A 21,330-nucleotide genomic window follows, 5' to 3' on the forward strand; every position below is an offset into this window, starting at 1 on the left:
GCCCGGCCCGGTCTCATCCTTGAGGACGAACTCGCCCCGGCCCGGTCTCCTCCGGTGGCAGGTCGTCGAAGGGGTGGGTGCGGCGGCTGCCCGGCGGCAGCTCCCGGCGGACGTACCACTCGGTGCCGAACACCAGGCGGTACAGCGGGCCGGGGAATTTCAGCATGACGCCGAGCGTGCGCGCGCCGTCCCCGCCGGAGGCCTGGCTGGTGTGCGCGGCCATGCTGGCGCGCTTGGCCTTGGCGTACCTGCGGACGTTCACCCGGTGGGTGATCACCTCGCCGGGGGAGTAGGCCCGCTCGAACGAGCGAACGTCGAACTCGGGCGGGAAGCGGTAGAACCGCTGGGCCAGCCGCAGCGCCCTGAGCAGCGGGTCGCGGTTGACGGTGGCCTCCAGCAGGATCGGGGTGCCCGCGATGTCCGCCGCGCGCTGCCCGACCCGGTAGACCTGCACGTGGTCGGGGTGCCCGTACCCGCCCGCCGGGTCGTAGATCGTCAGCAGGTCGGCGTTCTCCTCCTTGAGCACGGCGGCCACGCGCTGGGCGGCGTCCTCGATGTCGGCGTCGATGAAGGCGTTCGGCGGGCGGTCGTCGCCCACGCCCGCGTTCTCGTCGACGCCCCGGTCGCGCAGGGAGGTGGTGTCCAGGCCGGAGTCGCCGTACCCGAGCAGCACCACGCGCGCCACGCCGAGCACGGCCGCCGAGGCGTACAGCTCGCCGGTGCGGGCCTCCGCGAGCGCCTCGCCGTGGGGCAGCTCGGCCAGGCCGCGCTCGCCGGCGGTCGCCACGATCAGGACGACCCGATGGCCCTCGGCCGCCAGCATCGCCATGGTCCCGGCCGTCAGAAGAGCCTCGTCGTCGGGGTGCGCGTGGAAGAAGACCGCGGTACGTGCCACGCCGCCATGATTCCACGGCCCCGCCGCCCGCGTGCGAGCCGCCTCCCCGTTGACCGGCCGCGAGACCCTCCCGGGCGCCCTCGGGACCGGCCGGTGCGGGACCCCCGCGCGCCGGGGCGCGTTTGAAGCGGCCTGCGGGCTCTGCGAGGCTGGCCCGGTGCGGATCCTTCACGTCAGCGACTGTTACCTGCCGCGGCTCGGGGGCATCGAGGTGCAGGTGGCCGACCTGGTACGGGCACAGGCCGCCGCCGGCCACGAGGTCGAGGTCGCGACCGCGACCCCCGGCGAGCCGCTCCCCGGCGTGCACCGCGTGGTCGCCCCCATGCCGTTCGGCCTGCCCGTCCACCCGCGGGGCACGCGCCACCTGCTGCGCCTCATGGCCGCCCGCCGCCCGGACGTCGTGCACGTCCACACCGGCGCGGTCTCGCCGTTCGCGTGGATGGGCGTGCGGGCGGCCGTGCGGGCGCGGCTGCCCGTCGTGGTGACCGTGCACAGCATGTGGGATCCGGTGACGCGCGCCCTCTACCAGGGGCTGGACGCGATCTGGGGGTGGAGCCGCTGGCGGGTGGTCTCCACGGCGGTGAGCAACGCCGCCGCCCGCCCGATCCGCGCGGTGGTGGGCGGGCGGGTGCCGGTGGCGGTCGTCTCCAACGGGCTGGACGTCTCCGCCTGGCGGCCCCAGGGCGACCCGCCGCCCCGCGAGCACGAGGGCGTGCACGTCGTCGCCGTGGGCCGGCTGGCGCCGCGCAAGCAGCCCGTCCGCCTGCTCAAGCTCCTGCTGCGGGCGCGCCGCCTGGTGCCGAGGGACGTCCCGATGCGGGCCACGCTCGTGGGCGACGGCCCGGCGCGGGGCTCGATGGAGCGGTACGTCCGCGCCCACGGCATGGGGGACTGGGTGTCGCTGCCGGGCCGGTACTCGCGCGAGCAGATCCGCGCGCTGCTGGCCTCGGCGGACGTGTTCGTCGCGCCCGCGCCCCGCGAGTCGTTCGGCATCGCCGCGCTGGAGGCGCGGGCCGCCGGCGTTCCTGTTGTGGCCAGGGCGCAGAGCGGCGTCGCCGACTTCGTCCGGCCCGGCAAGGAGGGGTTACTCGGGCGCAGCTTCGACGAGCTGGTGCGCTCGGTGGCGCTGCTGGCCCGCGACGGCGGCCTGCGCGCGTCGATCGCGCTGCACAACCGGGAGACCGAGCTGACGCGCTGCCTCTGGCCGTCGGTCCTGGAAGGCTTCGAACAGGCCTACGCGCTGGCGGCGCGGCGGCGCGACGCGGCCGGGCGGGGCCGATGACGGTCCGCGGCGGCGCGGACACCCGCTCGTGCGGACGACCGGAAACCGGCGGCCGCCCCGGGTGGGATCGGGAAAGGCCGGTGACCGGGGAAAGGGATTAGAAGGGGAGCACGCGGCCGGACGGGCTGCGGAGGTCCAGCGGGGCGGGGAGTCGTGGGGGCCGGGGCCGGGGCGTGGTGAGAATCCGCTTCATGTCCATCTCCTTCGGTACGGGCTCAACACTTCCCTCGTCACTCGTCGGCGGACAGGTCCTTTTCCTCGCTGCGGAATTCCACGACCGGGAGGTTCGTGGACCCGACCTCACCTCCTCTTTACCCTTTCCAGGGCCGCCGCAGACGCTTTCCACCCTAGTTTCTTCGACCGTCATTTGCTGCGGAACCCCTAGCCGTCCCCTGTCACCGTGTCGTGGCCCGGCGGCGACCCGGCCCGCTGACCTCGGATATCGCCGGCGTAAAAACCCCGTGTTTCCAATCGGGTTCTGAATTGCCGCGGCCGTGCGCCCCGCCGGCCCGTCCCCGGGAGCCGCACGGCGCGGCGCGGCGAAACCGCGGGGAATCACCCGCCCGCGCGAGCCGCTTCGTTTCCCCGGCGCGTCCCGTCCGAAACCTCGGCGCCGCGCGCGAAAGCGAATCGAAATACATCCGTCACATTCGGATGGGTTCGGGACCGCATATCGGGTGTTTAAGATTCACTCACCCAACCTCCAGGAGGTCCGGTGGCGGCGCGGCAGGCGGGCCCGGACCGGCCCGGGGCACGGCAGGCGGGACGAACGGGGCCCTGGGCCGAGTTCGGCGCGCGGATGCGCGGGTGGCGGGGCCGCGCCGGGTTCACCCAGGCCCAGGTGGGGGCGCTGGTCGGCTACGACCACAGCGCCATCAGCAAGCTGGAGAGCGGCGCCAGGCAACCGTCCGACCGGCTGGCCCGCCGCCTGGACGAGGTGCTCGGAGCCGGCGGCGCGCTGCTCGCCGCCTACCGTGCCGTGACCGCCGAGCGGGGACGTCAGGACGGCACGGGACGCGCGGACCCCCTGCCCGGCGGCGCCCCCGGGCCGCTCGTGCCGGACGGCCTCGTGCTGCCGTCCCTGCTGCCCAGCTACGGCATCGCCTGCCCGCTGCACCCGGCGGCCCGCTGCGAGGTCCCCCCGCCCACCGAGGCCCTTAGCCCCGGCGCCCCGGACGGCGGGGCCGCCGGCGCCGACACCGTCCACCTGCTGTGCGCGCTGCTGGCGGCCTGCTGGCGCGCGGGCGACGAGCGGCCGGCCGGCGGGACGGCGGCGGCCGTGGAGCGGGCCCTGCACCTGATCGCCGGCTGGACCGGGGAGGCCACCGGACGGACGCGCCAGGCCCTGGTACGGCTCGCCGGGGCGTACGCGCTGCTGGCGGGGGAGCTGCGCGCGTCCCGCGGCCAGAACGGCATGGCCATGGCCTGGCTGCACAAATGCCGGTACTGGGCGGCGATGTCCGACGACGCGGCCGCCCACGTCGCGGCGCTGTGCGACATGGCGACCATCGCCCGGCTCGAACACGACGCGCCGTCCGCGATCACCTACGCGGGCGCCGTGCGGGAGGCGTACCCCGGGCGCCGCTGGGCGGCCGTCATGGCCGGCCTGTGCGAGGCCAGGGCCCACGCGCTCATCGGGGACGCCCGCGAATGCCGCCGCGGCCTCGACGGCGCGCGCGACCTCCTCCACGGGGTCGGCGCGCGCGACCTCGCCGAGGCGCCGTGGCTGGCGGAGGCGTCCGGCCAGGTGTACGTGGAGTCGGCCGCCGCCGGGGCCCTGCGCGACCTGGCCGCGATGACGGCCGACCGGTCGCTCGCCCGCCTGGCGATCGACGCGGCCGGCCGGTCGCTGGCGTGTCTGGGGCCCGGCCGGCGCGCGGCGCGGGTGCTGTTCACCCTGCGCCTGGCCGACGGCCACGCCTGCGCCGGTGACCTGGACGCCGCCGTCGCCATCGCCGAACCCCTCCTCGCCGAGCTGCCCGCGCTTCCCACCCCGCTGATCGGACAGGAGCTGTACGGGCTGCGCGGTCGTCTCGTCGCGCGCTGGGGCAACCGGCCCGGCACGCGCGATTTCGCCGTCCACCTCGGCGCCGCCTGGCAGGGCCCTCTGTAGGCGTCCGCGACCCTCCGGGGGCGTCCGCGGCCCTGCGCGCACCCTCTGGCGCGGACCTCCGCAGGTCCTCCGAGCCACTTGACAGGTCCTTGCCGCTTCGCCTCATCCCGGTCACCCGTTGTGGAGGGCGCCGCCACGTCCGGTGACGTCCGGACCCCTGGCTTGACGGCCGTTTGCGGCCTGCCGCGCGCCCATTGAACCCCGCCGCGGCCGCTGGGACGGTTCACCTCGCACCACCCGCGGCCCGGACCGTCCCCCAGGCCGCGGCCACCCCCCGTATCGCGACAGCGAGGACGCATGAGAGGTCTACTCAGGACGCTGACCCTGGTCGGCGTCGCATCGATCATGGCCGCCACCCCGGTGGCCACCCTGCCGGCCTGGGCCGGCCCCACCCCACGCCCGTCGTCTCCGCAGGCCGTCAAGGAGCGCGCCGACCAGGCCGTCGAGGGGCACCGCGCCGCGATCCGTGGCGCCGAACCCGACGAGTACGAGGTGTTCCGGGTGAAAGTCGACCCGGGCGGCGCCGCGCACGTCCGCTACAACCGGACATACCGGGGCCTGCGGGTGCGCGGGGGCGACTTCGTCGTCCACCTCAAGCCGGACGGCGGCTTCGCCGACGCCTCCGTCGGCCTCACCGCGCCGCTGAACGTCGGCACCTGGCCCGCCGTCCCGGCCGCGACCGCGGCCCAGCGGGCCAAGGAGCGGTTCGCCGGCCGGATCACCCAGGTCGGCACGCCCGAGCTGTTCGTGGACGCCTCTTCCGGGCAGGGCCGCCTGGCCTGGGACGTCCTGGTCAGCGGCTGGGCGAAGGACGGGCAGACGCCCTCCCGGCTGCACGTGACCGTCGACGCCGCCACCGGAGCCGTCATCGACTCCTCCGACGAGATCAAGATGGCGAGCGAAGTGGAGGGGACCGGCAACTCGCTGTACTCGGGCACCGTCAAGATCTCCACGACGCAGTCCGGCTCCTCCTACAGCATGGTGGACCCCGACCACGGCAACGGCCGTACCTGCGACATGAACAACGCGACGAGCGGCGCCTGCACGACGTTCACCGACGCCGACGACACCTGGGGCACCGGCACGAACGCCAGCCGCCAGTCGGCCGCCGTGGACGCGCACTACGGCGCCGCCGAGACCTTCGAGTACTTCAAGCGGGTCCACGCCCGCGACGGCGTCTTCGGCGACGGCCGGGGAGTGCCGAGCCGGGTGCACTACGGCGACAACTACGTCAACGCCTTCTGGGACGGCGCCCAGATGACCTACGGCGACGGCTCCGGCAACGGCAGGCCGCTGGTCGCCCTGGACGTGGCCGGGCACGAGATGAGCCACGGCGTGACCGAGAACTCGGTGCCGGGCGGGCTGACGTACTCGGGCGAGTCCGGCGGCCTCAACGAGGCGACCAGCGACATCTTCGGCAGCATGATGGAGTTCCACTCCGGCTCGGCCGCCGACCCGGGTGACTACGACATCGGCGAGAAGATCAACATCAGCGGCAACGGCCGTCCGCTGCGCTACATGTACAACCCGGGCCTCGACGGCCGGTCGCACGGCTGCTGGTCGTCGAGCACCCAGAGCGTGGACGTCCACTACTCCTCAGGCGTCGGCAACCACTTCTACTTCGACCTGGCCGAGGGCACCGGCGCCACGCCGTACGGCACCTCGCCGGTGTGCGGCTCGGCCGCCGCGGTGACCGGCATCGGCCGGGCGAAGGCCGAGAAGATCTGGTACCGCGCGCTGGACACCTACTTCACCTCCAGCACCCGCTACGTCAGCTCCTCCAACCCGGCCAACACCGCGCGCGCCTACACCCTGCGCGCCGCCACCGACCTGTTCGGCTCCTGCTCCACCGAGTACCGCACGGTCCAGGCCGCCTGGACGGCGGTCAACGTCGCGGGCAACGACGCGCCCTGCCCGGCCGGGGACGACTTCTCCCTCGCCGTCTCGCCGTCCTCCGGCTCGGTGGACCCGGGCGGCGCGCTGGAGGCCACGGTGAGCACCGCGGTCACCGGCGGCTCCGCGCAGGCCGTCCGCCTGTCGGCGGGGACGCCGCCGCCCGGGGTGACCATCGCGTTCGACCCTGACCAGGTCACCGCGGGCGGCTCCGCCAAGCTGACCCTCACCACCTCGGCCACCACCCCGGCCGGGACCTACGCCGTGACCGTGACCGGCGCCGGCACGGGCGCCACCCGTTCGGCCACGTACGCGCTCCGGGTGAACGGCTCGGGCGGGGACGGGGCGCCGGACATCCCGCTGGCCGCCGTCAAGGGACACCTGGCGCAGTTGCAGTCGATCGCGAGCGCCAACGGCGGCAACCGCGCCCATGGCCGGCCCGGCTTCCGCGCCTCGATCGACTACGTGAAGGGCAAGCTGGACGCGGCCGGGTACACCACCGCGCTGCAGTCCTTCACCTATGGCGGGGCCACCGGCTACAACCTCGTCGCGGACTGGCCCGGCGGCGACCCGGCCGACGTGCTCATGGTGGGCGCCCACCTGGACAGCGTCACCGCGGGTCCCGGCATCAACGACAACGGGTCCGGCTCGGCGGCGATTCTCGAGACGGCTCTGGAGGTGTCGCGCTCCGCGCTCACCCCGCAGAAGCACCTGCGCTTCGCCTGGTGGGGGGCCGAGGAACTGGGGCTGGTCGGCGCCAACCACTACGTGACCAACCTCCCCGCCGCCGAGCGGTCGAAGATCAAGGCGTACTACAACTTCGACATGGTCGGCTCGCCCAACCCCGGCTACTTCATCTACGACGGCGACAACTCCGACGGCACCGGCTCCGGCCCCGGCCCGGCGGGCTCCGACCGGCTGGAGCGGGTCCTGCAGGACTACTTCACCTCGATCAACGTGCCCACGCGGGGCACCGACTTCGACGGGCGCAGCGACTACGGCCCGTTCATCCGCTACGGCATCGCCTCCGGCGGCACGTTCACCGGCGCCGAGGGCGTCAAGAGCGCCGCTCAGGCCCAGCTCTGGGGCGGCACGGCCGGCGTCGCCTTCGACCGCTGCTACCACAGCGCCTGCGACACGACCAGCAACATCAGCGACGCCGCGCTCGACCGCAACAGCGACGCCATCGCCTACGCGGTGTGGACGGTCGGCGGCGCGGGGCGGCAGCCGGGCGACGACTTCTCGATGGCGGTGCAGCCCGCGTCGGGCTCGGTGGACCCGGGCGGTTCGCTGAACGCGACCGTGTCGACGGCGATCACCCGTGGCGCGGCCCAGCGGATCACGCTGTCGGCCTCCGGCCTGCCCTCCGGGGCGAGCGCGGCCTTCACCCCGCAGGTGGTCGACGCGGGCGCCTCCTCGGCGATGGCCGTCACCACCTCGGCCACCACCCCGCCGGGCACCTACACCATCACGATCACCGGCACCGGAACCGGCGCCACCCGTACGGCGACCTACACACTGACGGTCAACGGCGCCCCCGGCGCCTGCCCCGGCTACGAGAACACCAAGACCGGCACGCTGAGCAGCGGCCAGAGCTTCTACCAGAACGTGTCGGCCACCGCGACCGGTACCTTCCGGGCGTGCCTGACCGGACCGTCCGGGTCCGACTACGACCTGTACCTGCAGAAGCTGAGCGGCTCGGTGTGGACGGTGGTGGCCCAGAGCACCTCACCGGGCGCCGATGAGTCCCTGACCTACACCGGCGCCCCCGGCACCTACCGCTACCGGGTCCACTCCTACAGCGGTACGGGCGCCTACACCTTCGGTTACGACGTCCCGTAACAGCCCCTGATCACCGGCTCCGGGCCGGGGCCCAAGGACGTGTCCCGGCCCGGAGCCGGCACCATCCATCGGAAAGGAGATGAACCGACCGTGGGACTCACCAGAGCCCTGCTCGCCGGCCTTCTGCTGGCCGGCGCCGCTCTGTCCGGGGCGTCACCGGCCGGGGCGTCCGCCGAGACCTCCTATCTCGTGGTGCTGAAGAAGGACGGTCGTGCGTTCGACGGCGATCGCGCCGCCTCGCTGGGGGGCCGGTACGGCGCGCGCGTCGGCCGTGTCTACGAGCACGCGCTGCGCGGCTTCGAGGCGCGCATGACCAAGGACGCCGCGCGCAGGCTCGCCGCCGACCCGGCGGTCGCTTATGTGGAGCCCGACCGCGTCGTCACCATCGCGAGCCCGGCCCCTTCCTGGGGCCTGGACCGTATCGACCAGCGGGCGCTCCCGCTGGACGGCGAGTACCGCTATCCGGGGCTGGCGTCACCGGTGCGGATCTACATCCTCGACACCGGTATCCGCTTCAGCCACCGGGATTTCGGTGGTCGTGCCGTGTCCGGGCCCGACTTCGTGGACTCCGACAACGACTCCGGCGACTGCCAGGGGCATGGGACCTTCGTGGCCGGCGTGGCGGGCGGCACCGCGTACGGCGTGGCGAAGAACGCCTCGCTGGTGGGCGTCCGGGTGATGAACTGCTACGGCTCCGGGCGGTGGGCCAACGTGATCGCGGCGCTGGACTGGGTGGTGGGCGACCACCGGCCGGGCGTGCCCGCGGTGCTGAACCTGAGCCTGTCCAGCGGGAAAGTGCAGGCCGCCAACGACGCGGTGGCGGCGGCCGTCGCCGACGGCGTGGTCGTCGCCGCGGCGGCGGGGAACGACAACGGCCAGGACGCCTGCCTCCGTTCGCCCGCGAGCACGCCCGAGGCGATAAGCGTCGGCGCCACCCAGCGGGACGACTCCCGGTCGGGGTTCTCCAACATCGGCCCCTGCCTGGACGTCTTCGCCCCCGGCGGCGCGATCGTCTCCGACTGGCACACCGACGACACCGCGCGCACGGGCGGCAGCGGCACCTCCTACGCCTCCCCGCACGTCGCGGGCGCGGCGGCCCTGTACCTGGCCGCCAACCCCACGGCGACCCCGGGACAGGTCCAGGACGCGATCGTCAGGAACGCCACTCCCGGCGTCGTGACCAACGCCGGCGCGGGCTCGCCCAACCGGCTGCTGTACGTCGCCGCCGAGGGCGGGCCCGTCACCGACGACTTCTCGATGACGACGCGGCCGGGCTCGGCGACCGTCGACCCGGGCGGCTCGGTGAGCGCCACCGTGTCCACCGCGGTGACCCGCGGCGCGGCGCAACGGGTGGCGCTGTCGGCCACCGGCCCGGCGGGCACGGCGATCACCTTCGCCCCGCCCGAGGTCCAGGCGGGCGGCGAGTCGGTGATGACCATCGCGACCTCGGCCACCACGCGGCCGGGCACGCACACCGTGACCGTCACCGGCACCGGAACCGCCAACTCCCGGTCGGCGACGTTCTCCCTCACCGTCACCGGGTCGGCCTGTCCCGGGTACGAGACCACCAGGACCGGCACCCTGACCACGGGCCAGAGCGTCAACGAGAGCGTCCCGGCGAGCGCGGCCGGCACGCACCGCGCGTGCCTGGCCGGTCCTCCCGGGTCCGACTACGACCTGTACCTGCAGAAGCTGAGCGGCTCCACGTGGACCACCGTCGCGGAGAGCACCTCGCCCGGCGCGGAGGAGGCACTGACCTACACCGGCGCCGCGGCGACCTACCGGTACCAGGTCCGCTCCTACAGCGGCACGGGACCCTACACCCTCGGCTTCACCGACCCCGGCTGATGACCGGGCCGGGGGCGCGCCCGCACGGCCCGCGGGCGGGCGCGTCCCCGGGACTCAGGAGGTGAGCGCGCAGCGGCCCCGGTCCTTCTTGACCGGGCCCTCCGCGTTCGGGCGGACGTCGAAGTCGAAGATCGCGGTCGGGATGTAGAGGGAGCAGCAGGCGTTGGGCGCGTCCACCACCTCGCTGATGCGGCCCTCGATCGGGGCGGCGCCGAGCAGCAGGTACGCCTGCTCGCCCGAGTAGCCCCACTTCTTCAGGTACTCGATCGCGTTCAGGCACGCCCGGCGGTAGGCGACCGTCGCGTCCAGGTAGTGGTTGGTGCCGGACTCGTCGACCGAGATGCCGACGAAGGACAGGAACTCCGAGTACCGCGGCTCGACGTTGCCCGGCAGGAAGACCGGGTTGGTGGTCACGCCGTACTTCTCCATGCCGCCCTTGATGAGGTCGACGTGGAAGTCGATGAACCCGCCCATCTCGATCGCGCCGCAGAAGGTGATCTCTCCCTCTCCCTGGCTGTAGTGCAGGTCGCCCACCGACAGGTTGGCGCCGTCCACGAACACCGGGCAGAAGACCCGCGCGCCGCGGGAGAAGTTCTTGATGTCCTGGTTGCCGCCGTGCTCGCGGGGCGGCACCGTGCGGGCCCCCTCGGCGAGCACGCGCTCGGCCGCGTCGCCGCTCGCCGTCCCGGCCAGGCCCCCGTGCGGCTGCGGCGGCCAGGCCAGCGGCGGGACGCGTCCGGGGTCGGTGTCGATGAGCGCGCGCTCCCGCCGGTTCCAGGTGGCGAGCAGGTCCGCCGAGGGGGCCGTGCCGAACAGGCCCGGGTGGGTGATGCCCGCGAACTTGACCCCGGGCAGGTGGCGGGAGGTCGCGTAGACGCCGTGGAAGTCCCAGACCGCCTTGGACGCGCCGGGGAAGTGCTCGGTGAGGAAGCTGCCGCCGTTCTCCCTGGCGAAGACGCCGGTGTACCCCCAGCCCTGGCCCGCGACGGCGCCCGACTGCTGCGGGATCGGGCCGATGTCGAGGATGTCGACGATCAGCAGGTCGCCGGGTTCGGCGCCCTCGATCGCGACGGGCCCGCTCAGCATGTGCGGGACGGTCAGGTCGGCGTCGCGCACGTCGTCGGCGGAGTCGTTGTCGCCGATCTGGGCGTCGGTCCAGTCCCGGCACTCCACCCGGAACTCCGCGCCCGCCCGCACCGTGACGACGGCGGGGATGTCGGGGTGCCAGCGGTTGTGGCCGGGCACTTCCTGGTCCCGCATGGAGCGCGTCTGGTCCACGCTGAACACGACCTCGGGCATGGCTGCCTCCTGGGTGGGTCTCGGTCAGAAGGGCCGCCGCCCCGGTGGCACGCCGGAGACGACCTCGGGCGCGTCACGGCTGCGCTCCTCCCGCGCGAACGCCTCGGCCACCGCCGGGTCCAGACGGCCGAGGTGCGGCGCGCAGAACACCCGCCGCGCGGCGCACCGGCATTCCGGGCAGGTGTGGCGGGTGGACGCCGTCCCCATGGGCAGCGCCACCTCGAACGGCCCGCATTCTGGACAAAGAAATTGATATGTCGCCATAGCATTCCTTTGACCCGCGTTTCGGGCATTTAGCCCATATTCCCCTTTACGCCTTTCTCATCCCCTGTGTCAAGGGCGGGCGCCGCCCGGCGGCCCGCATCCCCGGCGGGGGCGGGCTCAGAGGAACTGATCGGCGACGATCGCGATCACCGTGCAGCCGACCGCGGCGCCGAGCAGCCAGAAGCCCCACCGGATGAAGACGTATTTGCGGTGCGCGATACGGCTCAGCGTGCGGAGCTGGTCGGAGACCTGCCGCAGGTCCGGGCGTGCCCCGCCGAGCAGGGCGGCGGCCAGCGACCGCACCGACTCGAAGCGCGCGATGTCCCCGTAGTACGCCGCGATCGAGGGCTTCGCCGCGCGCCGCGCGCCGGTCCTCGGGTAGACCGCCCCGGACAGGCAGGCCAGCGCGCCGAGCGCGGCGGCCACCCCGGTCCACCACAGCCACTCCACGGCGTTCGACAGGTCGTACGGCGACCAGTCCCCCGCGAACAGCCCCCCGGCGACCGCGCCCAGCCCGACCCCGGCGACGCCGAGCAGCACCTGCGCCTTGGCGTCCGCCCTGTTGATCTCGTCGCGGACCTCCGCCATCAGCCTGCCCGCGTGGGCGAGGGCGGCCGACTCCGCCTCCCCGCGCGCGGCCGCCGCCTCGCGGCCGGCGCCCGCGTTCCTCAGGCGACGTAGCACGTTCAGGCTCCACTCCTCCGGACGGCCGCCGCCGACCGGCGGCAGGCATATTGTGAACCGCACGTAACGCGGGCGAGCATGCCATGGAGCGGCGACGGCCGTACAGGAGGATCGGCGCACCCGGCCCGGTTCGCCGCGGGCGTGCGGAGGCGCGGGAGGGCGCATGCCGATGGATCTGACCGCCGTGATCGGCGGGATCGCACTGGTAGATCACCATGTACACGGCGCGCTGCGGGAGACCGTCGGGCGGCCGGAGTTCGAGGGCATGCTCACCGAGTCGGACCGGCCGGTTCCGCCGTGGATGACGCAGATGGACTCCCAGCTCGGGTTCGCGCTCCGCCGCCACTGCGCTCCGCTGCTCGGGCTGGAGCCGTCCGCGAGCGCCGGCGACTACTGGGCGGCCAGGTCCGCGCGGGACCCTGAGGAGCTGGCCCGCCTGTTCCTGCGGGCGAGCGGCACCGGCCACTGGCTGGTGGAGACCGGGTACAAGGGCGACATGCTCCTCGGGCCCGCCGGAATGGCGGCGGCCGGGGGAGCCGAGGCCCGCGAGATCGTCCGGCTGGAGTCCCTGCTGGAGGAGGTCGCGCCCGGGGCCACGGCGGCCGGGCTGCGGGACGCCTTCCGCGCCGCGCTGCGCGCCCGGTGCGCGGAGCCCGGCGTGGCGGGGCTGAAGAGCGTCGTGGCCTACCGGCACGGCTTCGGCTTCGACCCCGCCCCGCCCAGCCACGCCGAGGTCGCCGGCGCGGCGGGACGCTGGCTGCGGCGGATCGCCGCCGGCGCCGCGCCGCGCGTCACCGCCCCGGCGCTGTTGCGCATGGCGCTGTGGGAGGCCGTGGAGACCGGGCTGCCCCTGCAACTGCACGCCGGGTACGGCGACCCGGACATCGAGCTGCACCGCTGCGACCCGCTGCTGCTCACCGGCTGGCTGCGCGCCGTCGAGCCGACCGGCACGGCGGTCCTGCTGCTGCACTGCTACCCGTACCACCGCGGCGCGGGCTACCTGGCCCAGGCGTTCCCGCACGTGTACTTCGACGCGGGCCTGGCGATCAACCACACGGGCGCCCGCTCGGCCGCCGTCGTCGCCGAGACGCTGGAGCTGGCCCCCTTCGCCAAGATCCTCTACTCGTCCGACGCCTGGGGCCCGCCCGAACTCCACTATCTCGGCGCACTGCTGTGGCGCCGGGGCATGACGCGCGCCCTGACGGCCTGGGTGGAGGAGGGCGAGTGGACGGCGGCCGACGCGGCCCGCGTCGCCACCATGATCGGCCGCGACAACGCCGCCCGCGTCTACGGCCTCGACCCCGCCGGCTGAGCGCCCCGCCGCGCGGGTTCGACCGCCCGGGCGCGGGCCGCGTCCGCGGGTCACATGCCGAGCGAGCGTTTGAGGAAGTCGAGCTCCAGGTGCAGCAGGTTCTCGGCGACGGCGTCCTGGGAGACCATGTGGGTGACGCCCGTCAGCGGCAGCACGGTGTGCGGGCGGCCCGCGGCGGTGAGCGCGGCCGAGAGCCGCAGCGTGTGCGCGGCCACCACGTTGTCGTCGGCGAGGCCCTGGATCAGCATGAGCGGCCGGGTCAGGTTCGGCGCGTCGTCGATGAGCGAGGTGCGCCGGTAGACGTCGGGATGCACGTCCGGGTGGCCGAGGAAGCGCTCCTTCCAGTAGGTGTCGTAGAGCGACTGGTCGGTGGGCGGGGCCCCGGCCACCGCGGCGTGGAAGACGTCCGGGCGCCGCAGCACGGCCAGCGCGGCGAGGAAGCCGCCGAACGACCAGCCGCGGATGCCGACCCGGCTCAGGTCCAGGTCGGGGTGGCGTTCGGCCGCGGAGTGCAGCGCCGCGACCTGGTCCTCCAGCACCGGGGTCGCGAGGTCGCCCCAGACCGTCCGCTCCCAGGCCGGCCCGCGGTTCGGCGTGCCCCGGCCGTCGGCGACGACCACGGCGAAACCCTGCTCGGCGAACCACTGCGCGACGAGCGTCCACCAGGTCCGCGCGGCCACGACGAGCTGCGTCGCTGGCCCGCCGTAGGGGGCCATGAGCACGGGCAGCCTGCCCGCGCCCGGCACGTGCCAGGAGGGGAGCAGCACCGCCGTGCGCAGCTCGCGCTCACCGGCCCGCATCAGCGCGACGCGCGGGGTGAGCAGGGGCTTCTCGGCGAGCGAGGCGATCACGGCGACGCGGCGACCCTCGCGGCGCACGTCCACGAGCACGCCGTCGTGGTCCAGCGACCGTGCGGCCACGACCAGCGTGCCGGCGCCGAGCACGCCCTCGTACACGCCCGGTGACGTGGTGACCCGCCGCAGTCCGCCCTCCGTGGAGTACGTCCACAGGTGGCGCTCGGTCGGCTCGTCGGTCGCGGCGAACAGCACCGTGTCGCCGTCCGTGCTCAGCACCTCGCCGACCTGCAGGCCGGGCGGCGTGACCGGCTCGCCGTCCACGAGCAGGCGCCGGGTGTCCTCGGAGTCCGCCGCCCACACCAGCGCGCCGGAGCCGGTGAGCGCCGGGGTGCCGCGCACGATCTCGACCCAGGCGGGGTCGCGGTCCTCGCGGACCACGGTCGTGGCCCCGGTGCCGGGGTCCACGCGCAGGACGCGCGCGGTGCGCTGGTCGCGGCTCTGCACGGTGACCAGCAGGGACGTCCCCCAGAGCACCGAGACGACGTACTCGAACGCCTCCCGGTCCCACGTGACGGCCACGCGCGAGCCGTCGAGGCCGACCAGCCAGAGGGTGACGTCGGAGTTGGCCTTGCCCGCCTGCGGGTAGGCCATGCGGCGCGGCGGCGCGGCCGGGTCGGCGGGGTCGGAGATGTACCAGCGTTCGAGCTCGGCGTCGTCGACCCGGGCGACGAGCAGGCGCGAGCCGTCCGGCGACCACCAGAAGCCCCGGTCCCGGCCCATCTCCTCGGCGGCGATGTGCTCGGCGAGCCCGTAGACCACCTCGTCGCCGTCGGGCGCGGCCAGCGTCCGCCCGCCCGTGCCGTCCAGCTCGACGACCCGCAGCGCGCCCCCGGCCACGTACGCCACGCGGGTCCCCGACGGGTCGGGGCGGGGGTCCACGACCGGGCCGGGCACGTCGAGCTCGGCGGGCACGGCCGCCGGGTCGTCGAGGGCGACCGTGTACAGCCGTCCGGCCAGCGCGAACGCGGCGACGCGCGCGGCGGCGTCGGTCGCGTACGCCACGATGCCCCCGGACTGCTCCCGGCCGCGTTCCCGGCGGATCTTCTCCTCCTCGGGCACCTCGCCGTCGGCCTCCAGCGTCGCCGGGTCGGCGACGAGCCGTTCCTCGCCGGTCGCGACGTCGAGGATCCACAGCCGCTCGACCGGGTCGTCCCCGGCGCCGGTCCTGATGAACGTCACGGCGCCGCCGCCGGGGGAGACGGCGAACCGGCGCGGGGTGCCGAGCCGGAAGCGGCGGGTGCGGGCGAACTGGCGGGGAAAGCTCGGTTCGGTCATGCCTGGCATGCTCGCAGAGGACATGGACGCAGATCTAATGGATTTCGGGCGTTTTCCCAGGTAGGAGCGGATATCAGCCCCTGGTGAGGACGAAGTCGTCCTCGTCGTCGCCCTCGCCGACCGATCCGACCGCCCAGAGCCGGGACGACCCCGGCACGCGTGCGAGCGCCACCCTGCGGATGTGGTCGCTCTTCTCGTACTGCTGATCCTCGCGCCGCTCGCGCAGCGCGGGCCCGTACGACGGCGTCCACGCGCGGCCGTCGAAGTGCAGGAACAGCGGCCGCTCCGGCAGGGAGGCGTCCACGCCGCCGATCCAGACGTCGCGGGGACCGTACGCCGTGACGTCGAGCAGCTGTCCCCTCGAGACCGGGACGTCCACGTGCCGCCAGGACGAGCCGTCGAAGTGGAGCAGCAGCGGGGTTTCGCCCCCGCCGTCCTCGGCGACCACCTTGCCCACCGCCCACACGTCGGACGGCGTGACCGCGGCGACGGCCTGGAGGTACCCGCCGGTGATCTTGGGCACCTGTGCGCGCTCCCAGGACCGGACTTCCGTGCCGGAGACGGCGGTGCCGTGCCAGATCATCGGCGTTTCCTCGCTGATCCGTCCGGAGGCGCCCGGCGCGTTGGAGCCGACCGCCCACACGTGCCCCGGCGCGGTGGTGAGGGCGGTGAAGACGCCGTCGGCGCGCAGCGCCGTGCGGAACCGCGTCCCCGTCCAGCGCAGGATCTGCCCCTGCGTGCCGTTGCGCGCCGTGAACCAGGCGCCGGCCGGGCCGGTGGAGACCCCGGTGAGGAAGTAGTCCTCGGCGACGCCGAAGGGCTGCGATCCGTGCCACCGTGTCCCGTCCCAGCGCGCCGCGTATGGACTGTCGGCGTTCCCGACGATCCACACGTCGCGCGGGCCGGCCGCGCTCACGCCCACCAGATGCCAGGTGTCCTCACTGGCCACCGCCGACTCCGTCCAGCGGGCGCCGTCCCAGTGCACCAGAGCGGGGGCGCCTTCTCTGTCCTCGGCGCTGCGCTGATAGCCGACCGCCCAGACGTCCCGCGGACCGGTCGCCGCGACGCCGAGCAGCGCCGAGGCCCACTCCAACCGGACGTCGTCGGTGAGCCTCCACTCCGAGGGCGGGAGGGACGGCGAGAGCGTGGGTGTGGGGGTGGGTGTGGGCGAGGCGGACGGCGTGGTGGCCATGGGCGGTCTGGGCGCGGAAGACCCCTCGGCAGGGAGGCCGCCGCCGCTGCACGAGGTCACAAGGGCCAGGCAGGCGAGCGCGACGGGCAGGCTTCTCCTCATGTCATGGCATGCTCGCAGGAAGTGACGCGGCCGCGCCAGCGAAACGGGCACCGGTGACTTCGCAGACCCTGCGGGGGTGAACTGCGGGCGACGTGACGGTGAACCGGCTGATCGCGGATGGGAACGCGTACGGCTCGCGTGGTGGGGCTCACGCGAGCCGTACGGGCATGTGGAGGGGATTCCCGTGGCCGCGTGGACACGGTCGGTGCGATGGTCCCGGGAAATGCGGAAATCCCCTGCGAAATGATCACGAAAACCCCCGGGAAAGCCCCGAGAAGGGCGGCCCCGTCAGCGTCGCATTACGTGCAGGACGCTGGCGATGCGCTCGGCCGCGGTGACGATGTCGGAGGCGTGGCCGATGCGGCCGGCCCACGAGAGCCAGAACCACCATTCGCCGTCGGCGGCGTTGGCGGCCAGGACGTCCTCGGTGACGGTGGGGGCCATGGGGTTGATCACGCGGAGTCGGGGATACAGCCCGGTGCGCGCGGTCAGGCGTACCTGGAAGGCGTGGGCCTCCAATTGCGCGGCGAGTCGTTCCAGGTGGTCGAGGGCCGCGGCGGTCTCGCCTGATTGTGCCGTCTTCATCGTGGTCTCCAGCGAGGGACAAGGTGACCGGATGGGGAACAGCCTGAACCCGGTCCCGCGTGGCGGCAATCCGAGCGAATCCACTGATAAGTGGAATAGCGTCGAAACGACGGGTGGTTTACGTGGAAACCACGCGGATGCCCGTGCATCAGTCCTATAACGCTGTGGGGCCGAAGGTGCCGGGTCGTTAACATCGGGGAAACATAAGGCCAGGACTCCAGTGGCGGAGGCAAGGGTATGGCCCGTGGAGAGCACTCCCCGGCATGCGCCAGGCGCTGGCGGGAACAGGCCGCTACGCAGGGGTGGAGCCTGTGGCAGACGGCCCAGGCCGTTCACGGCTGCTGCGGGGTGAGCCTGCTCAAGGCCCACCGTCTCGCGCGCGGCTGGTCGGCGCGCCAGGCCGTCGAAGAGCTGGAGCGCCTCTGCGAGGTCCACTCCCTCGGCCTGCCCCGGGCGAGCATCGACCTGCTCAACGCCTGGGAGAACAACCGCGCCCGCCCCCGCCCGCAGACCATCGACCAGATCGCGCGGCTCTACTCCGCCAACGCCGTGCGCCTCGGCCTCGCCGCCGACTACTGCGACGACGGCGACTCCCAGAAGGTCGTGGTCGTGGCCGCCCACCACGCCGTCCCCGTCGAGGACGCCTTCGCCCACGTGCCGCGCGGCCCGGCCGCCGAGTCCGACGACGAGGGCGAGCGCCGGGCCCTGTTCCACCAGGCGCTGCTCGGCGCCGGATTCCCCCTGAACGGCCGCCTGCTCGCCGAGGTGGAGCGCACCCGCCAGGACATGGACCGCACGCTGGCGTCCGCCACCGTCAGCGAGGACCAGCTCGACCGCCTGGACGAACAGATCCTGCGCTACCGCCGCGAGTACATCAAGAGCGCGCCGCTGCCCATGCTCTACCGCCTCATGCTGGAGATCGGCGACGTGCGCAGGCTGGTCTCCGCCCGCCAGCCCGCCGTCGTCCAGCGCCGCCTGCTCAACGCCACCACGATGCTCGCCCTGCTGTCGGCCGACGCGCTCATGAAGCTCGGCGACACCCGGCAGGCCCACGCCTGGTACGGCACGGCGCGCGCCGCCTCCGACGACGTGGGGGAGGTGCGGCTGCGCGCGCTCGTCCGGGCGCAGGAGGCCATGCTGCCGTACTACTACGGCGACCTGACCGAGACCGTGCGCCTGGCCCGCGAGGCCCGCATGCTCGCCGGGAACGCGCCGAGCTCGCCCGCGGCGCTCGGCGCGGCGGCCGAGGCGCGCGCCCTGGCCCGCATGGGCGAGCACCAGGCCGCCCGGGCGGCCCTCGCCGAGGCCGAGCGCATCTTCGCGCGCATGCCGCACGAGGACACCGACCACCTGGCGTTCCGCTTCTCCGAGCGGCGGCTGCAGTTCTACCGCATGGGCACCCTCATCGAGCTGGGCGAGGCCGCGCAGGTCCAGGAGTGGATCTCCCGCTCCGCCAGCCCGTACACCATCGACCCGGCGCTGGTCCTGCTCGACCAGGCGGCCCACACCGCCCGGCACGGCGGCTTCGACGAGGCCTGCGGGCTCGCCGAGCAGGCGCTCACGCGGGTGCCCCCCGAGCACCGCACCTCGATCGTCGTCACCCGCGCCCGCGCCCTGCTGTCGATGATCCCGCGCGGCCATCGGCGAACACCCGCGGCGCGGCATCTGCACGACCTGCTGGCCGAGAGCGGCCCGCAGCTCGCCCTGGAACGCCGATGAACATCCTGGCCGACGAGGCCACCGCGATCCTCGCGGACGTGTGCGAGACCGTCGGCCTCGACGCCAGGGACGCCCGGCTCCTGCGCGTGCGCAGCAACGCGGTCTTCAAGCTGCGGGACGCGATCGTGGTCCGCATCGCGACCGCGCCCGACGCGCTGACGCGGCTGCCCGTCGTGCTGGCCGTGGCGCGGTGGCTGGCCGAGCGCGGGTTCCCCGCCGTGCGCCCGGCCGACGAGCTGTGCGCGCAGCCGCTGGTCCACGACGACCGCGTGGTGACCTTCTGGCACTACGTCCCGGCGAGCGGACGTCCCACCACCCGTCAGCTCGGCAAGATCCTCCACAGCCTGCACCGGCTGCCGGTGCCGCCGTTCCCGCTCAAGCGGCTCGCCGACCCGCTGGCCGAGGTGCGCCACTCGGTCGAGCACCGCAAGGAGGTGCTGACGCCGTGCCAGCGGGTCTGGCTGCGCGACCGGGTCGACGAGCTGACCACGCGCTGGGAGTCGCTGCAGACCGGCGCCCCGCCGGTGCTGCTGCACGGCGACGCCTGGATCGACAACCTGCTGCGCTGCCGGGACGGCCACGCCGTGCTGTGCGACTGGGACGGGGTGGCGGTCGGCCCCCGGGAGTGGGACCTGGTGCACACCTACCACGGCGAGCGGCGGTTCGGGCTGACCTCGGCGGACGTCGACGAGTTCGCCGGCGCCTACGGGTCCGACCTGCGCGGCTGGCACGGCTACGCGACCCTGATGGAGATCAGGGACATGTACGCGATCGGCATCCACATCCGCAACGCGACCCGTGACCCGTTCTCCCGCAAGGAGCTGCCCCGCCGGCTGGACTCGCTGACCCGCGGGGACGGCCAGGCGCGCTGGTATCTGGCGGAGCCGGCCTGATCCACGGGGTGTCCCCGGGGGCCCGCGGTTTGCGGGACGACAGAACAGGCACAATGGACACTGGCCTATCAACAGGACACCCCCTGAGCGGTCCGCCGAAGCGAGGAGTGGCATGAGCGAGCGCCCTTCCCCGGATGCGGGGCTGCTGTCCCCTGTGCGCGCGGGGACGGCCGTGGAGGCCGTCACCTCCGACGAGGCGTTCCTGCGCGGCATGCTCGACGCCGAGGCGGCGCTGGCCCGCGCGCAGGCGGGGCTCGGCCTCGTGCCCGCGCCCGCGGCCGAGGCCATCGGGCGGCTGTGCGAGAAGATCGAGCCGGACGTGGTGGAGGTGGCCCGGCGCGCCCGGGGCGCGGGGAACCCGCTGGTGCCCCTGCTGGCCGACCTGCGCGCCGCCGCCGACCCCTCCATAAGCCGATATATCCATCGAGGGGCGACGAGTCAGGACATCGTGGACACGGCGGCCATGCTGGTCGCCGCCCGCGCCCGCGAGATCGTCCTGCGCGACCTCGACCGCGTGCTCGGCGCGCTGGCCGGGCTCGCCGCCGCGCACCGCGACACCCCGATGGCCGGGCGCACACTCGGCCAGCACGCCGTCCCGATCACCTTCGGCCTCAAGGCGGCTGGGTGGCTGCTCGGCGTCCTCGAGGCCAGGACCGCGCTGCGGGAGGCCCGTACGCCCGCCCAGCTCGGCGGCGCGGCCGGCACCCTCGAAGGGCTCGGGCCCGCCGGGCTGATCGACGCCTTCGCCGCCGAGCTCGGCCTCGCGCCCGCCGTACTGCCCTGGCACACGCGCAGGACCCCGGTCACCGCGCTCGGCGCCGCGCTGGCCGCGGTCACCGGAGCGCTCGGGAAGATCGCCCAGGACGTCGTCCTGCTGGCCCAGAACGAGGTCGGCGAGGTCGCCGAGCCGTCGGCCCCCGGGCGCGGCGGGTCCTCCGCCATGGCGCACAAGCGCAACCCCGTGCTGTCCATCATGATCCGCTCGGCCGCCGCGCAGGCGCCCGCCCTCACGGCGATCCTGCACTCCTGCGCCGCGACGGCCGAGCACGAGCGCCCCGCGGGCGGCTGGCACGCCGAGTGGCAGCCGCTGCGCGAGTGCCTGCGCCTCGCCGGAGGGGCGGCCGAGACCGCGGCCGAGCTCTGCGAGGGCCTGGAGGTCTTCCCCGCGCGCATGCGGGAGAACCTGGAGACGACGGGTGAGCTGTCCGGCGGCCTCGGCGCGTCGGCGGACCTCGTCGAGCGCGCCCTGGAGGCCTACCGCCGGGACCGGTGAGC

At 74.2% G+C, this 21,330-nt stretch carries 15 protein-coding genes; 8 read left to right on the forward strand and 7 right to left on the reverse strand.

The features are described 5' to 3' along the window. Positions 1-13: 13 nt before the first annotated feature. On the reverse strand, positions 14-895 hold the full coding sequence (locus tag BJ981_RS19890; protein ID WP_184612811.1) for a PIG-L deacetylase family protein: 882 nt from the start codon (positions 893-895) through the stop codon (positions 14-16). A 157-nt stretch (positions 896-1,052) separates the two neighbouring features. On the opposite strand from BJ981_RS19890, the gene BJ981_RS19895 reads away from it, so the two are divergent. The 4 genes from BJ981_RS19895 to BJ981_RS19910 all read left to right on the forward strand — a co-directional run bounded on the left by BJ981_RS19895 (position 1,053) and on the right by BJ981_RS19910 (position 9,873). Beyond that, a complete protein-coding gene (locus BJ981_RS19895; protein WP_184612812.1) occupies positions 1,053-2,177 on the forward strand; it encodes a glycosyltransferase family 4 protein in 1,125 nt (374 codons plus the stop codon). A 715-nt stretch (positions 2,178-2,892) separates the two neighbouring features. Continuing rightward, the gene (locus tag BJ981_RS19900; RefSeq protein ID WP_184612813.1) at positions 2,893-4,290 is read left to right on the forward strand and encodes a helix-turn-helix domain-containing protein; all 1,398 of its coding nucleotides are present in this window, start codon (positions 2,893-2,895) and stop codon (positions 4,288-4,290) included. A gap of 297 nt (positions 4,291-4,587) precedes the next feature. Next, entirely contained in the window at positions 4,588-8,025 is a 3,438-nt protein-coding gene (locus BJ981_RS19905) for a M28 family peptidase (RefSeq protein ID WP_204070672.1), read from the forward strand. A gap of 90 nt (positions 8,026-8,115) precedes the next feature. Continuing rightward, positions 8,116-9,873 (forward strand): S8 family peptidase, encoded by a 1,758-nt coding sequence (locus BJ981_RS19910; RefSeq protein WP_204070673.1) that lies wholly within the window; start codon positions 8,116-8,118, stop codon positions 9,871-9,873. Between the two features lie 54 nt (positions 9,874-9,927). Here BJ981_RS19910 and fmdA read toward each other — a convergent pair whose 3' ends face one another. From fmdA to BJ981_RS19925, 3 genes are all read right to left on the reverse strand, one after another. Then, the gene (gene fmdA / locus BJ981_RS19915; protein ID WP_184612814.1) at positions 9,928-11,172 is read right to left on the reverse strand and encodes a formamidase; all 1,245 of its coding nucleotides are present in this window, start codon (positions 11,170-11,172) and stop codon (positions 9,928-9,930) included. Positions 11,173-11,196: 24 nt separating this feature from the next. Beyond that, positions 11,197-11,436 (reverse strand): zinc ribbon domain-containing protein, encoded by a 240-nt coding sequence (locus BJ981_RS19920; RefSeq protein ID WP_184612815.1) that lies wholly within the window; start codon positions 11,434-11,436, stop codon positions 11,197-11,199. Between the two features lie 117 nt (positions 11,437-11,553). Next, the gene (locus tag BJ981_RS19925; protein WP_184612816.1) at positions 11,554-12,120 is read right to left on the reverse strand and encodes a Pycsar system effector family protein; all 567 of its coding nucleotides are present in this window, start codon (positions 12,118-12,120) and stop codon (positions 11,554-11,556) included. A 163-nt stretch (positions 12,121-12,283) separates the two neighbouring features. Between BJ981_RS19925 and BJ981_RS19930 the strand changes: the two genes are divergently transcribed. Beyond that, positions 12,284-13,432 carry an amidohydrolase family protein gene (locus BJ981_RS19930; protein WP_184612817.1) on the forward strand — a complete coding sequence of 383 codons (1,149 nt, stop codon included), beginning with the start codon at positions 12,284-12,286 and terminating at the stop codon, positions 13,430-13,432. A 50-nt stretch (positions 13,433-13,482) separates the two neighbouring features. Here BJ981_RS19930 and BJ981_RS19935 read toward each other — a convergent pair whose 3' ends face one another. The 3 genes from BJ981_RS19935 to BJ981_RS19945 form a co-directional block, all read right to left on the reverse strand. Then, positions 13,483-15,564 (reverse strand): S9 family peptidase, encoded by a 2,082-nt coding sequence (locus tag BJ981_RS19935; protein ID WP_184612818.1) that lies wholly within the window; start codon positions 15,562-15,564, stop codon positions 13,483-13,485. 73 nt (positions 15,565-15,637) lie between these two features. Further along, positions 15,638-16,858, reverse strand: a complete 1,221-nt coding sequence (locus tag BJ981_RS19940; protein ID WP_184612819.1) for a hypothetical protein — start codon at positions 16,856-16,858, stop codon at positions 15,638-15,640. Positions 16,859-17,146: 288 nt separating this feature from the next. Next, entirely contained in the window at positions 17,147-17,443 is a 297-nt protein-coding gene (locus BJ981_RS19945) for a hypothetical protein (protein ID WP_184612820.1), read from the reverse strand. Positions 17,444-17,680: 237 nt separating this feature from the next. On the opposite strand from BJ981_RS19945, the gene BJ981_RS19950 reads away from it, so the two are divergent. The 3 genes from BJ981_RS19950 to pcaB all read left to right on the forward strand — a co-directional run bounded on the left by BJ981_RS19950 (position 17,681) and on the right by pcaB (position 21,328). After that, positions 17,681-19,162 carry a helix-turn-helix domain-containing protein gene (locus BJ981_RS19950; RefSeq protein ID WP_184612821.1) on the forward strand — a complete coding sequence of 494 codons (1,482 nt, stop codon included), beginning with the start codon at positions 17,681-17,683 and terminating at the stop codon, positions 19,160-19,162. Beyond that, a complete protein-coding gene (locus BJ981_RS19955) occupies positions 19,159-20,055 on the forward strand; it encodes a phosphotransferase family protein (RefSeq protein WP_184612822.1) in 897 nt (298 codons plus the stop codon). The genes BJ981_RS19950 and BJ981_RS19955 overlap by 4 nt, the downstream gene beginning before the upstream one ends. Before the next feature lie 112 nt (positions 20,056-20,167). Beyond that, positions 20,168-21,328 carry a 3-carboxy-cis,cis-muconate cycloisomerase gene (gene pcaB / locus BJ981_RS19960; RefSeq protein ID WP_184612823.1) on the forward strand — a complete coding sequence of 387 codons (1,161 nt, stop codon included), beginning with the start codon at positions 20,168-20,170 and terminating at the stop codon, positions 21,326-21,328. Positions 21,329-21,330: the final 2 nt, after the last annotated feature.

Source organism: Sphaerisporangium krabiense (assembly GCF_014200435.1).
Taxonomy (GTDB): Bacteria; Actinomycetota; Actinomycetes; order Streptosporangiales; family Streptosporangiaceae; genus Sphaerisporangium; species Sphaerisporangium krabiense.